This is a genomic window from Blastomonas sp. (assembly GCF_046294995.1).
GTDB lineage: Bacteria > Pseudomonadota > Alphaproteobacteria > Sphingomonadales > Sphingomonadaceae > Blastomonas.
Window position 1 is genome coordinate 155924 of record NZ_JBKBOG010000003.1, and the last position, 13334, is coordinate 169257.

A 13334-nucleotide genomic window follows, 5' to 3' on the forward strand; every position below is an offset into this window, starting at 1 on the left:
TTGAACGTCCCTTTACCCTGCGAATATCCGGCTCATGCGATGAGATGGACATCCCCCGCGCTGATCGTCTCGACCCGGCCATCAGGGCAGCGCAGTATCAGTGCCCCGTCCGCAGCAAGACCTCCGAACACGCCTTCGACCCGATCACCCGGCCCGCGCTGAACCGCCATCGCTTCACCCGGCTTATGCGCGGCGGCGGACCAGACTTCAAGCAGCGTTGCAGGCTGGCACGTCCGCCATTGCAGCAGCCGCGATGCAAAGCGCGGAGCGAGCAGCTCGAGCACCGCCGCCGCATCGAGCTGCGCCATGGCACCCTGGTCATGCAACGCGGTGACCGTGCGCCCGGAAACTTCCGGCGCAATCGCAACATTCATCCCGATCCCGACCACCACGGCGTCGTTGCGCCGCTCGAGCAGAATACCTGCGAGCTTGGCGCCGCCGACATGCACATCGTTTGGCCATTTGAGCCGCGCACCTGCGTCGGACACGACCGTATTGACCGTATCCAGCACCGCCAGCCCCGCAACGAACGCCAGCAGGTGGGCTGCAGGATCAGCCGGCCCGATACGCACCAATGTGCTGCAATACAGGTTGCCGGGCGGGCTCAGCCATTGCCGTCCCAGGCGGCCCCTGCCCCCGCTCTGCTGCTCGGCGCGGATCCACAGGCCTTCGGGCGCGCCTGTTTCGGCGCGCGCGAGCATGTCCGCATTGGTGGATGCGGTCAGCGCGACCGTTTCAATCAGGCCGCCCAGAACAGTGCCCTGGCAGCGCCTGCCGTCACCGGACTGAGCGCAAGCGTGGTGAAATAGCCCAGCGGCGACAGGAACACCGCCATCAGCGTGACCAGCACCATCCGTGCCTTCGAATCGCTGGGCGCGATGACATCGGCGGGCTCATCAAAGTACATCACCTTGATGACCTTGAGATAATAGAACGCGCCGATGACCGAAGCTGCGATACCGATCGCGGCCAGCGGGATCAGACCCGCCGCCACCGCGGCATCGAACACCACGAACTTGCCCCAGAAGCCGAACAGCGGCGGAATACCGGCCAGGCTGAACATGAAGATCGCGAGCGCCGCGGCCAGACCCGGACGGGTCCGCGACAGGCCAGCCAGCTTGCCGATCTCCTCGACAGGCGCGCCGGTGCGGTCGTTGAGGTCGAGCACGCAGATGAAGCTGCCGAGCGTCATCGCGACATAGATGATCAGATAGGTCATCATCGCCGACGCGCCTTCGGGCGTGCCGCAGGCCAGGCCGATCAGCATAAAGCCGACATTGTTGATCGAGCTATAGGCCAGCAGCCGCTTGATGTTGCTCTGGCCGATGGCACCGGCAGCGCCCAGGATGATCGATGCCATCGCGACGAAGATCACGATCTGCTGCCAGACGCTCTGCTGACCGCCGAACGCCTCGATCGCAACGCGCATCGTCAGCGCCAGCGCGGCGACCTTGGGGGCGGTAGCAAAGAAGGTGGTGACCGGGGTCGGCGCGCCTTCATACACGTCGGGCGTCCACATGTGGAACGGCACCGCGCTGATCTTGAATGCCAGCCCCGATAGTACGAACACGATGCCGAACAGTGCGCCGGTCGATACGCCATCGGCAAACGCCGTCTGGATGCCGATGAAACTGGTCGTTCCGGTAAAGCCGTAGAGCAACGACATGCCGTACAGCAGGATGCCGCTCGCCAGCGCGCCAAGCACGAAATATTTGAGGCCCGCTTCAGCCGAGCGATCATCGCTGCGCAGGAAGCTGGCGAGAACATAGGCCGCAAGGCTCTGCATCTCGAGGCCGATGTACAGCGTCAACAGATCGACGGCGGAGACCATCAAGCCCATGCCGATCGTCGAGAAGACGATGAGCACCGGATATTCCGCACGCATCATGCCGCCGCGCGCGAAAAACTTGGGGGCCACGATGATGCAGGCGATTGCCGACAGGAAGATCAGCACCTTGGCCAATGAGGCGAAGCTGTCCATCCGGTACTGGCCGTAAAACGCATCGGCACCATCGGCAAAAGCCGGATCGAACAGGAAGTTGAGCGACAGCGCCAACGCACCGGACAGCGCGACGACGGCCAATATGCTGACCAGGCGCGAGGACGCGTTGCCGCCCCAGGCGGCGATCAGCAGCAGCACCAAGCTGGAGAGGCTGAGAACGATTTCCGGCGAGGCCAGCTGGAACCAGAGCGCGTAATTCATCAGTGATGGCCTTCTTCAGCATGGGCTGCGGGCGTGAGGACAGGACCGGCGCCCATTTCGACCTGCGCGTCGCCGACGGGCTTGGCCGCCGCGAGCCGCGCTTCGAGCGCGCCGACATCCTTGCGCATCGGTGCCATGAAGCTTTCGGGGTAGACCCCCATCCACAGCACGACGAGCGCGATCGGCAACAACAGCGCGATCTCGCGCTTGTTGAGGTCGGGCATCGCCGCAACGTCATCGGACTTGATCACGCCATAGGCGACGCGGCGATAGAGATAGAGCATATACGCAGCGCCCAGGATGATGCCGGTGGTCGAGACGATCGCGACCCAGCTCGACACCTCATAGACGCCGATCAGCGAGAGGAACTCGCCGACGAAGCCGCTGGTGCCCGGCAGGCCGATCGACGCCATGGTGAACAGCAGGAACAGCAGTGCATAGCGCGGCATATTGATCGAGAGGCCACCGTAACGATCGATCTCGCGGGTGTGCAGACGGTCGTAAATCACGCCGACGCACAGGAACAATGCGCCCGACACCAGACCATGGCTGAGCATCACGACCAGCGCGCCCTCGAGCCCCTGGCGGTTGAACGCGAACAGCCCGACGGTGACGATCGCCATATGCGCGACCGACGAATAGGCGATCAGCTTCTTCATGTCGCTCTGCACGAGCGCGATCAGCGAAGTGTAGACCACCGCGATCATCGAGAGGATGAACACCAGCCAGATGTACTCGACCGACGCATCGGGGAACATCGGCAGCGAGAAGCGGATGAAGCCATAGCCGCCCATCTTAAGCAGCACGCCTGCCAGGATCACCGAGCCTGCGGTCGGCGCCTGAACGTGCGCATCGGGCAGCCAGGTGTGCACAGGCCACATCGGCATCTTGACGGCAAAGCTCGCGAAGAACGCCAGCCACAGCCAGGACTGCGCCTCGAGCGGGAAGTCATAGGCCATCAGCGTCGGGATGTCCGACGTGCCCGCCTCGTTGACCATCCAGAACATCGCGATCAGCATCAGCACCGATCCGAGCAGCGTGTAGAGGAAGAATTTGTACGATGCGTAGATCCGGTTCGCACCGCCCCAGATTCCGATGATCAGATACATCGGAATAAGGCCGGCCTCGAAGAAGATGTAGAACAGGAAGATATCCTGCGCGGCGAACACACCGATCATCAGCACTTCCATGAGCAGGAATGCCGCCATGTATTCGCCAACGCGGGTCTGGATCGATTCCCAGCTCGCACCGATGCAGATCGGCATCAGGAACACCGAGAGCATGATCAGCATCAGCGCAATGCCATCGATGCCCAGCGCCCAGCTGAACCGGTCGAAGAGATCAGCGCGCTCGACGAACTGCCACTGCGCGCCGCCGATATCGTAATTGGCCCACAGCACGATGCCGAGCGCAAGATCGATCAGCGTGGCGATCAGCGCCAGCCAGCGCGCGGTATTGGCGCTGACGAACAGACAGGCGATCGCGGCCGCCATCGGCACGGCGAGCATCAGCGACAGCACAGGAAATCCCAGATCGTTCATGTCAGCGCACCATCAGCCAGGTGAGCGCCGCCACAAGGCCGAGCAGCATCACCAGAGCATAGCTATAAAGGAAACCCGATTGCAGCTTCACCGCCATGCGGCTGCCGGAAGCGACCAGCACGGCAGCGCCGTCAGGGCCGAAGCGGTTGATTGTCCCCTCATCGCCCGCCTTCCAGAAGAAGCGGCCCAGCGCCATCGAAGGCTTGACGAAAATGGCATTGTACAGCTCGTCGAAGTACCATTTGTTGAGCACGAAACGGTAGATCGGTCCCAGCCCTGCTGCCACCTTGCCCGGAAGCGCGGTGTTGCGGATGTAGAACAGCCAGGCGACCAGCAGGCCGATGACCATCACGATCGAGGCGGCATATTTCACCAGCATCGGAACGTCGTGCATCGCGTGCATCAGCCCGGCGTTATAGGCGATCGCCCCATTCCAGAAGCCTTCCTCGTTGAGGAAAGCGTCATGGAAGACCTGCCCTGCGATCACCGCGCCGATCGACAGCAGGCCGAGCGGCAGCAGCATGGCCAGCGGGCTTTCATGCGGATGATAGCCACCGGTGGTGTCCGCACCTGCCTGCTCAGGCGTCTTGTGGACGCTGTGCTGAATATGTTCGGACTGGATCCAGCGCGGCTTGCCCCAGAAGGTCAGGAACATGAGCCGCCAACTGTAGAAGCTTGTCAGCAACGCCGACACGGTGCCCAGCCAGAAAGCGGTATTACCCGCCTGCGACCCCGAAGCCCAGGCGGCCTCCAGAATGGCATCCTTCGACCAGAAACCGGCAAAGCCTGCGCCCAGATGATAGACGCCAACGCCGGTGATCGCGAGCGTACCGGCCAGCATCGCCCAGAAGGTCAGCGGGATGTGTTTCCGCAGGCCGCCATAATAGCGCATGTCCTGCTCGTGGTGCATCGCATGGATCACCGAGCCCGCGCCGAGGAACAATAGTGCCTTGAAGAACGCATGGGTAAACAGGTGGAACATCGCCGCGCCATAAGCACCGACGCCGGCGGCAAAGAACATGTAGCCGAGCTGCGAGCAGGTCGAATACGCGATGACGCGCTTGATGTCCCACTGGGTCGTGCCGATCGTGGCTGCGAAGAAGCATGTCGCCGCGCCTACAATCGTGACCACGGTCAGCGCGACCGGGCTCGCCTCGAACATCGGCGACAGGCGGCAGACCATGAACACGCCGGCGGTGACCATCGTCGCAGCATGGATCAGCGCCGACACGGGGGTCGGGCCTTCCATCGCGTCAGGCAACCAGGTGTGCAGCCCGAGCTGTGCGGACTTGCCCATCGCGCCGATGAACAGCAGCAGACACAGCACGGTCATCGTGTCGAAACGTCCGCCAAGGAACCCGATGGTCGACCCGGCCATGCCAGGCGAAGCTTCGAGGATCGCGGGGATCGAGACGGTACCGAACACCAGGAAGGTGCCGAAGATGCCCATCATGAAGCCAAGATCGCCGACTCGGTTGACGACGAACGCCTTGATCGCGGCAGCGTTGGCGGTGGGTTTGCGGAACCAGAAGCCGATCAGCAGGTACGAGGCGAGGCCGACGCCTTCCCAGCCAAAGAACATCTGGACCAGGTTGTCGGCGGTCACCAGCATCAGCATGGCGAAAGTGAACAGCGACAGATACGCGAAGAAGCGCGGCTGATCGGGATCCTCTTCCATATAGCCCCAGCTATACAGATGGACGAGCGCCGAGACCGATGTCACCACGACCAGCATGATCGCGGTCAGCGTATCGACGCGAAGCGACCAATCGAACTGCAGGTCGCCCGATCGCAGCCATGACAGGACGGGGACGACGTATTCGGTCGTCGTGCCGCCCAGGAAGCCCAGGAAGATCGGCCAGCTCAGTGCACAGGCTGCGAACAATGCAGCCGTGGTCACCAGCTTGGCGGGCACATTGCCGATGATGCGGTTGCCCAGGCCAGCGATGATGGCTGCCAGCAACGGCAGAAAGACGATCAGGGTGATGGCCATGTGCTTAACCCTTCATCTGGTTGATGTCGTCAACCGCAATCGTACCGCGGCCGCGGAAGTAGATGACCAGGATGGCAAGACCGATCGCCGCCTCGCCTGCCGCAACGGTCAGCACGAACATGGCGAACACCTGGCCCACCATGTCGCCCAGGAACACGCTGAAGGCGACCAGGTTGATGTTGACCGCGAGCAGGATGAGCTCGATCGCCATCAGAATGATGATGACGTTCTTGCGGTTGAGAAAGATGCCCAGCACGCCCATCACGAACAGGATGGCGCTGACCACGAGATAATGCTCGATACCAATCATAGCTCGACACCTTCACCGACGGCAGGCTGCGTGTTGCGGGTCGCCTCTTCGGGGCGGCGGCGGATCTGCGAACCGATGTTCTGCGGACGCACGCCGGGGCGCTTGCGGTGGGTCAGCACGATCGCACCGACCATCGCAACCAGCAGCACGAGACCTGCGCCTTCAAACAGGAAGATATACCGGGTGTAGAGCAGCTCGCCCACCGCCTCGATATTGCTCGCGCCGATCCGCGCGGGGTTGAGCGCATGTTCGCCCAGTTCGATGCTGCCCGCACGATAGGCGCCGATGCCGAAGATCAGCTCCGCCAGAAACACCGCAGCAAGCGCAATGCCCAGCGGCAGGTTCTTCATGAAGCCGCCGCGAAGCTCGGCAAAGTCGACGTCGAGCATCATCACCACAAACAGGAACAGCACCGCGACCGCGCCGACATAGACGATCACCAGCAGCATCGCGATGAACTCGGCGCCGATCAGGATCATCAGACCTGCCGCATTGAAGAATGCGAGGATAAGCCAGAGCACCGAGTGCACCGGGTTGCGAGCCAGGATGGTGAACGCACCGCTGGCGATCACCACCGACGCGAACAGGTAAAAGGCAAATATCTGGATCAAAGCTTTTCAGCCCCCGATGCGCCCAATCGAGCGGGTCTGGTTTCAGATGCGATGCCCGCTTCTCCCGGCGGCCACCACATCGCGGTGAATCGAATTCGAGTGCGCCTTACCGATAAGGTGCATCGGCTTCAAGGTTGGCGGCAATGGCACGTTCCCATTTGTCACCATTCTCAAGCAGCTTGCCCTTGTCGTAGATCAGTTCCTCGCGGGTTTCGGTCGCAAATTCAAAGTTCGGCCCCTCGACGATGGCGTCGACCGGGCAGGCTTCCTGACAAAAACCGCAATAAATGCACTTGGTCATGTCGATGTCGTAACGCGTCGTGCGGCGGCTGCCGTCGTCACGCGGCTCGGCCTCGATGGTGATCGCCAGCGCCGGGCACACCGCCTCGCAAAGCTTGCACGCGATGCACCGTTCCTCGCCATTGGGATAGCGACGCAGCGCATGTTCACCACGGAAACGCGGCGACAGCGGGTTCTTCTCGAACGGATAGTTGATCGTCGCCTTGGGCTTGAAGAAATACTTCAAGGTCAGCGCGTGTGCTTTCACGAACTCATAGAGCGTGAACGCCTTGATGGTTTGAGCGATGGTCATTGGCCAGCCTTTTTCTCTGAACATTTTCCAGTCAAATAGACATTGAAGGGCCGTCGTTCACCGTTTTCCATTTCAATGATCGCAATCGGGCTCAAAAGCAGGTCCATTGACCTGTCCTGCTTCTGCGAAAACTGAACCAGACTTCCACAATGCCCCTCGGTAAAGAGGCACGGCCCTTTTGAAACAAGGAAGAATGCAAAATCCTGCGGTCCAGTTTGAATGAGTGATCCCTTGCCAGAAAGTTGCATGGGACTATCCGGCCAGATTACCTCGCCATATTCGCCATCGTAACCCAGTACGAATTGCCAAGCGCCCGCTCCGGCAGAGCCGCTGAAGGAAATCGGATTGCCCCCGACTCGACCCTCGACTTCCGAGATAGAATAAGGCGTAGCCAAGGTGCAATCGTAGCTTTGCAGCGATCCTGTTGCCAGTGCCAGAGCCATAAACACAGCCGGGATCATACACCGTACCTTGTCAGCATCAGATAGCCCGACACCAGGAATACCCACAGCAGCGAAATCGGCAGGAACACCTTCCAGCCCAGCCGCATCAGCTGGTCATACCGATAGCGGGGCACCGTCGCCTTGACCCAGCTGAAGATGAAGAAGAACGCCGAAATCTTGAGAATCAGCCAGAAGATTCCTGGGATCGCATAGAGCGGCGCCCAATCCACCGGCGGCAGCCAGCCTCCCCAGAACAGAAGCGCATTGAGCGTGCACATCAACAGCACGTTGGCGTACTCACCCAGCCAGAACAGCGCAAACGCCATCGAAGAATATTCGGTCTGATAGCCCGCGACCAGCTCGCTTTCCGCTTCGGTAAGATCGAACGGCGCACGCGCAGTTTCGGCAAGCGACGAGATCAGGAACATCACCGCCATCGGGAAGAGCAGCAGGTTGAAACCGTACCAATTGACAAAGCCCAGGCCATGTCCGCGCTGCGCCTCGACAATGGCATTGAGGTTGAAGCTTCCGGTCCACATCACGACAGCAATGATGATCAAGCCGATCGAAACTTCATACGAGATCATCTGTGCGGCGGCGCGCAATGCCGAGAAGAACGGGTATTTGGAGTTCGACGCCCAGCCTGCGATCATCACGCCGTACACACCGAGCGAGCTGACCGCGAAAATGTAGAGCAGCCCGACGTTGATATCGGCCAGCACCATGTCCTGATCGAACGGGATGACCGCCCATGACAGCAGCGCCACGGTGAAGGTGATGATCGGCGCCAGAAGGAAGAGGCCCTTGTTGGCACCTGACGGAATGATCGTTTCCTGCAGGAACACCTTCAGCGCGTCGGCAAAGCTCTGCAAGATGCCGAACGGACCGACGACGTTGGGCCCGCGCCGCAATGCCATCGATGCCCAGATCTTGCGATCGAAATAGATGACGATCGCGACCGACAGCATGACCGGCAGCGCGATCAGCAGGATCAGGATAAGATTGGCGACGAACCAGCCCCAGCCCATGCCCAGCGAAGATTGAAAAAACTCGGTCATTCCGCGGCCTCCAGGATTTCTTCGCCATGGAGCAGTTCGGCCGAGCAGCGCTGCATCGTCGCCGAAGCCCGGGCGATGGCGTTGGTCAGGTAGAAATCCCTGATCGGATAGCCGACAGGTCCGCTGGGGCTGGCGTCAAGCCTGGGCGGGGCCCATTCAAACGAGGCCAGTCCTTCGGCACCCAGCGCGGGAACCGATGCAATCATCGCTGCGCGGCACTCCGCAAAGGTGTCGAACGGCAATTTGTGTCCCAGCACTTCGGAGAGCGCGCGCAGGATCGACCAGTCCTCGCGGGCATCGCCCGGCGCGAACACGGCCTTGTCGCTCATCTGCACCCGGCCCTCGACATTGACGTAGGTGCCATTCTTTTCGGGATACGCCGCCGATGGCAGGATGACGTCGGCAGCAGCCGCGCCCTTGTCGCCATGATGGCCGATGAACACCTTGAAGCTGCCATCGAACTGGCTGAAATCGACCTCGTCCGCACCCAGCGCGAACAGCAGCCTGGGCTGTGCCGCGACCAGATCGGCGATACCGCCAGGCTGCGCCCAGCCGAGCATCAGCCCGCCCATGCGCGCGGCCGCCATATGCAGCACGTTGAAACCGTTCCAGGCGCCGTCTTCGGTGTCACGCACCAGATTGAACGTGTCGGCCAGCGCCAGCGCCGCGCCCAATGCGCCTTCGACGCCCAAGGCTCCGCCGCCCATGATCAGCGCAGGCCGCTTGGCGTCCTTGAACACGTCGGCCACGGCACCGGGCAGATTGCCCAGCAGCGCCATGTCGTTGCCCAGCCATTCGACCTTGTAGGTCAGATCGATCTCGTCGCCGATCGCATAGACCTTTGCGCCGTGCTTGATCGCCTTGCGGATGCGGGTGTTGACCAAAGGCGCTTCCCAGCGCGGATTGGTGCCGACCAGCAGGATCGCGTCAGCGGTCTCGATGCCGTTGAGCGTCGAATTGAAGTTGACCGCAGCCAGGCTGGACACGTCATACTTGAGGCCGGTCTGCCTGCCTTCGATCAGGGTTGACCCCATCGCCGCCAGCAGTTCGCGCGCGGCGAACATGGTTTCGCAATCGAGCAGATCCCCCGCAACCGCAGCTACGCTAGACCCTGCATTCACCGCAGCGATCGCGTCGAACGCTTCGGCCCAGCTCGCAGGCACAAGCTTGCCTTCGCGGCGCACATAGGGCCGGTCGAGCCGGCGGCGCATCAGGCCATCGACCGCATAGCGTGTCTTGTCGTGCGCCCACTCCTCGTTGACGTCGTCGTTGACGCGCGGCAGCACGCGCAGCACTTCCCTGCCCCGGCTGTCGAAGCGGATGTTGGTGCCGACCGCATCCATCACGTCGATGCCCAGCGTTTTCTTGAGCTCCCACGGCCGCGCCTCATAGGCATAGGGACGCGAGGTTAGCGCGCCGACGGGGCACAGATCGATGACATTGCCCGAAAGCTCGGACGACACAGCTTTTTCGAGATAGCTGGTGATCTGCATGTTCTCGCCGCGACCGATCGCGCCGATCTGCTCGGTGCCAGCGACTTCCTCAGCAAAGCGCACGCAGCGGGTGCAGTGGATGCACCGGGTCATGATCGTCTTGATGATCGGACCCATGTACTTTTCGGTCACCGCGCGCTTGTTCTCGTCGTAACGCGATCCGCCGCGGCCATAAGCCACCGACTGGTCCTGCAGATCGCACTCGCCGCCCTGATCGCAGATCGGGCAATCGAGCGGATGATTGATCAGCAGGAATTCCATCACGCCTTCGCGTGCCTTCTTCACCATATCCGAATTGGTGCGAACTTCCTGGTTGTCCATCGCGGGCAGCGCGCAGCTCGCCTGCGGCTTGGGCGGCCCGGGTTTCACCTCGACAAGGCACATCCGGCAGTTGCCGGCGATGCTCAGCCGCTCGTGATAGCAGAAACGCGGGATCTCCTTGCCGGCAGCCTCGCAAGCCTGCAGCACGGTCGCGCCCTGGGGCACCTCGACCTCGATCCCGTCTACGGTAAGCTTAGGCATTCAGATCTCCGCCCACCGGCGATGCCATCGCCCGGTCGTACAATGCTGCTGCGACGTGATTGCGCACGTCGCGGATGTTGATGTTATAGGCAAAGCCCAGAGGCATGCAGTCTTTCAGCGCTTCGCCAAAAGCCATCATCGCCGAATTTTCCTCGCCCGATCCGTGGTCGGTGATGATCAGACCGCGCGCCTTGTCGGGTGCGGCGCTGACCAGGCACCGCGAATACGCCATCACGAACTTGCGGCCCACGGTTTCGGTCGGCCGCGTGATAGCCTCAGGCTCGAGCAGCTGAACGCTTTGCACCAGCGAGGCATCGGATTTCAAGACCGCTTCGGCCAGCGCGCCGCGCGCTTCGCCGGTGTTCATCGAAACGAACGCCCTGCCGCCGGTGCACTGGGTCTGGCTGACCATCAGGCTGGTGGCGAGCGAACGCTCGTCGCTGCTGTCGATCTCGGTGGCCAGCAGCGCGCGCGTCCGCTCGGGATTGGCCTTGAACACGCACGCGGCAAAGTCGGCCAGCACCTCCTGCTTGGGAATGAAGGCAGGCTTTTCCTGGGCCGCAAGCGCAGGTGCGGCGAGCAAAACCGAGAAGCTGGCAAGGGCAAGAGCGCGCACCATGGCCGGTCAGCCTGCCCCGCCGCGCTTGGCAGCGCGATAAAGTGCTTCGGCCATCAGCGAGCGCGCCGATGCGTTGTCCATCGAGCTGAAGCTGGTCTTGGCGATGCAATCGCGCAGGCGCGGCATCAGCGGGGACAGCGCGGCGCTTTCGTCATCGCTTTTGGGCGCCGTGGCGATCAGGTCACGTACCTCGGCAAGCTGGCCATCGACCGCACAATCGGCAAACCGCTCCTTCTCGCCGATTTCATCCGATCGCACCGTGAGGCTCTCGACGTCTGCACCGGCAAAGCTGGTCCAGAACATCGCTTCGGCCAGAGAACCGCGCACCGACATGCCGCCGAGAGTGAAATCACCCGAAGGCAGGCAGTCGAAACTCGCCTGTGTCAGCCGCCGCGACATCGCGCGCTCCTCGACACTTTCCTGGCGGGTGGCAAGCAAGGCTTCCACCGCCTTGGGATTGCGCTTGACCGAGCACAAGGCGAATGCGCGCATCCGGTCAGCGCCGCCGACGGACATCCGCTTGAGCGACGTCTTGATCGCGTCATCGGAAACAGTCCACCAGCCGGCCCCGGAGGCCAGTGCCGGCGAAATCATCGATGCCATGGCCATCGCGGCCAGGGTCGTCTTGGCAACCTTTCTCATTCTGCAGCCTCCATCAACGAAACCGAACCCTGCTTCTCGACGATCCGCCGTTCCATTTCTGGGCGGAAATGCTTGATAAGGCCCTGGATCGGCCAGGCTGCAGCATCGCCAAGGGCACAGATGGTGTGGCCCTCGACCTGCTTGGTAACTTCGTAAAGCGTATCGATTTCGCTGATGTCGGCATCACCGGTGCGCATCCGCTCCATCACCCGCCACATCCAGCCGGTGCCTTCGCGGCACGGCGTGCACTGGCCGCAGCTTTCGTGCTTGTAGAAATAGCTCAACCGGCTGATCGCCTGAACAATGTCGGTCGACTTGTCCATGACGATCACCGCAGCGGTGCCCAGACCCGAACCGACCTCCTTGAGGCCGTCGAAATCCATCGGTGCGTCCATGATTTGCGCTGCCGGGACCAAAGGCACCGACGATCCACCGGGGATCACCGCAAGCAGATTGTCCCAGCCACCGCGAATACCGCCGCAGTGCTTTTCGATCAGGTCGCGGAACGGGATGCTCATCGCTTCCTCGACCACGCAGGGCTTGTCGACATGGCCGCTGATCTGGAAGAGCTTGGTGCCCTTGTTGTTCTCGCGCCCGAAGCTGGCGAACCAGCTCGCACCGCGCCGCAGGATCGTCGGCACCACCGCGATCGATTCGACGTTGTTGACCGTGGTCGGGCAGCCATAAAGCCCCGCGCCCGCCGGGAACGGCGGCTTGAGCCGGGGCTGACCCTTCTTGCCCTCAAGGCTCTCGATCATCGCGGTTTCTTCGCCGCAAATGTATGCGCCCGCGCCGCGATGGACAAACACGTCGAAGTCATAGCCCGATTTCGACGCGTTCTTGCCGATCAGACCAGCTTCATAGGCCTCGTCGACCGCCGCCTGCAGAACCTGCGCCTCGCGGATATACTCACCGCGCACATAGATATACGCCGCGCGCGCACGCATCGCGAAGCCCGCAATCAGCGCGCCTTCGATCAGCTTGTGCGGATCGTGGCGCAGGATTTCGCGGTCCTTGCAGCTGCCGGGCTCGGATTCATCGGCGTTGATGACGAGGAAGCTGGGGCGGCCATCCTTGGATTCCTTGGGCATGAAGCTCCACTTCATGCCGGTGGGGAAGCCCGCACCGCCACGACCGCGAAGGCCAGACGCCTTCATCTCGTCGATGATCTTGTCCTGGCCCCAGGCGATCAGGTCCTTGGTGTTGTCCCAGTCACCGCGCGCCTGCGACGCCTTCAGGTTCCACGGCTGGAACCCATAGACGTTGGTGAAGATGCGATCCTTGTCGCTGAGAAAATCGAAACTCAT

Annotated in this window: 13 protein-coding genes; all 13 read right to left on the reverse strand. The window is 61.9% G+C overall.

Annotation, left to right across the window (positions count from 1 at the left end; all coding sequences use genetic code 11):
* Positions 1–32 precede the first annotated feature (32 nt).
* The 13 genes from ACK4R0_RS06620 to nuoF all read right to left on the reverse strand — a co-directional run bounded on the left by ACK4R0_RS06620 (position 33) and on the right by nuoF (position 13334).
* Entirely contained in the window at positions 33–752 is a 720-nt protein-coding gene (locus ACK4R0_RS06620) for a biotin--[acetyl-CoA-carboxylase] ligase (protein ID WP_409672241.1), read from the reverse strand.
* Positions 740–2203: an NADH-quinone oxidoreductase subunit NuoN gene (gene nuoN, locus ACK4R0_RS06625; RefSeq protein ID WP_409672039.1), complete on the reverse strand. Its 1464-nt coding sequence runs from the start codon at positions 2201–2203 to the stop codon at positions 740–742. Before nuoN ends, ACK4R0_RS06620 begins: the two co-directional genes overlap by 13 nt.
* Positions 2203–3744, reverse strand: a complete 1542-nt coding sequence (locus tag ACK4R0_RS06630; RefSeq protein ID WP_409672041.1) for an NADH-quinone oxidoreductase subunit M — start codon at positions 3742–3744, stop codon at positions 2203–2205. Before ACK4R0_RS06630 ends, nuoN begins: the two co-directional genes overlap by 1 nt.
* A 1-nt stretch (position 3745) precedes the next feature.
* Positions 3746–5737, reverse strand: coding sequence for an NADH-quinone oxidoreductase subunit L (nuoL, locus tag ACK4R0_RS06635; RefSeq protein WP_409672043.1), 1992 nt, complete (start codon positions 5735–5737; stop codon positions 3746–3748).
* Between the two features lie 4 nt (positions 5738–5741).
* Complete coding sequence (gene nuoK / locus ACK4R0_RS06640; RefSeq protein ID WP_409672046.1) at positions 5742–6047, reverse strand: NADH-quinone oxidoreductase subunit NuoK; 306 nt, start codon at positions 6045–6047, stop codon at positions 5742–5744.
* On the reverse strand, positions 6044–6658 hold the full coding sequence (locus ACK4R0_RS06645; RefSeq protein WP_409672049.1) for an NADH-quinone oxidoreductase subunit J: 615 nt from the start codon (positions 6656–6658) through the stop codon (positions 6044–6046). The genes nuoK and ACK4R0_RS06645 overlap by 4 nt, the downstream gene beginning before the upstream one ends.
* A 106-nt stretch (positions 6659–6764) precedes the next feature.
* Positions 6765–7250, reverse strand: a complete 486-nt coding sequence (nuoI, locus tag ACK4R0_RS06650; protein WP_409672052.1) for an NADH-quinone oxidoreductase subunit NuoI — start codon at positions 7248–7250, stop codon at positions 6765–6767.
* On the reverse strand, positions 7247–7693 hold the full coding sequence (locus ACK4R0_RS06655; RefSeq protein ID WP_409672055.1) for a hypothetical protein: 447 nt from the start codon (positions 7691–7693) through the stop codon (positions 7247–7249). Before ACK4R0_RS06655 ends, nuoI begins: the two co-directional genes overlap by 4 nt.
* A gap of 14 nt (positions 7694–7707) precedes the next feature.
* Positions 7708–8751 (reverse strand): NADH-quinone oxidoreductase subunit NuoH, encoded by a 1044-nt coding sequence (gene nuoH / locus ACK4R0_RS06660; RefSeq protein ID WP_409672058.1) that lies wholly within the window; start codon positions 8749–8751, stop codon positions 7708–7710.
* Positions 8748–10766, reverse strand: a complete 2019-nt coding sequence (gene nuoG / locus ACK4R0_RS06665) for an NADH-quinone oxidoreductase subunit NuoG (RefSeq protein WP_409672060.1) — start codon at positions 10764–10766, stop codon at positions 8748–8750. Before nuoG ends, nuoH begins: the two co-directional genes overlap by 4 nt.
* Entirely contained in the window at positions 10759–11385 is a 627-nt protein-coding gene (locus ACK4R0_RS06670) for a hypothetical protein (protein ID WP_409672063.1), read from the reverse strand. The genes nuoG and ACK4R0_RS06670 overlap by 8 nt, the downstream gene beginning before the upstream one ends.
* 6 nt (positions 11386–11391) lie before the next feature.
* Complete coding sequence (locus ACK4R0_RS06675; protein ID WP_409672066.1) at positions 11392–12027, reverse strand: hypothetical protein; 636 nt, start codon at positions 12025–12027, stop codon at positions 11392–11394.
* Positions 12024–13334 carry an NADH-quinone oxidoreductase subunit NuoF gene (nuoF, locus tag ACK4R0_RS06680; RefSeq protein ID WP_409672069.1) on the reverse strand — a complete coding sequence of 437 codons (1311 nt, stop codon included), beginning with the start codon at positions 13332–13334 and terminating at the stop codon, positions 12024–12026. Before nuoF ends, ACK4R0_RS06675 begins: the two co-directional genes overlap by 4 nt.

Coding starts and splice junctions, on each gene's coding strand:
- nuoF (WP_409672069.1), bottom strand. CDS start 13,334: ATGAGTTTCGATTTTCTCAGCGACAAGGATCGCATCTTCACCAACGTC.
- nuoH (WP_409672058.1), bottom strand. CDS start 8,751: ATGACCGAGTTTTTTCAATCTTCGCTGGGCATGGGCTGGGGCTGGTTC.
- ACK4R0_RS06655 (WP_409672055.1), bottom strand. CDS start 7,693: ATGGCTCTGGCACTGGCAACAGGATCGCTGCAAAGCTACGATTGCACC.
- nuoL (WP_409672043.1), bottom strand. CDS start 5,737: ATGGCCATCACCCTGATCGTCTTTCTGCCGTTGCTGGCAGCCATCATC.
- nuoG (WP_409672060.1), bottom strand. CDS start 10,766: ATGCCTAAGCTTACCGTAGACGGGATCGAGGTCGAGGTGCCCCAGGGC.
- ACK4R0_RS06670 (WP_409672063.1), bottom strand. CDS start 11,385: ATGGTGCGCGCTCTTGCCCTTGCCAGCTTCTCGGTTTTGCTCGCCGCA.
- nuoK (WP_409672046.1), bottom strand. CDS start 6,047: ATGATTGGTATCGAGCATTATCTCGTGGTCAGCGCCATCCTGTTCGTG.
- nuoN (WP_409672039.1), bottom strand. CDS start 2,203: ATGAATTACGCGCTCTGGTTCCAGCTGGCCTCGCCGGAAATCGTTCTC.
- nuoI (WP_409672052.1), bottom strand. CDS start 7,250: ATGACCATCGCTCAAACCATCAAGGCGTTCACGCTCTATGAGTTCGTG.
- ACK4R0_RS06630 (WP_409672041.1), bottom strand. CDS start 3,744: ATGAACGATCTGGGATTTCCTGTGCTGTCGCTGATGCTCGCCGTGCCG.
- ACK4R0_RS06675 (WP_409672066.1), bottom strand. CDS start 12,027: ATGAGAAAGGTTGCCAAGACGACCCTGGCCGCGATGGCCATGGCATCG.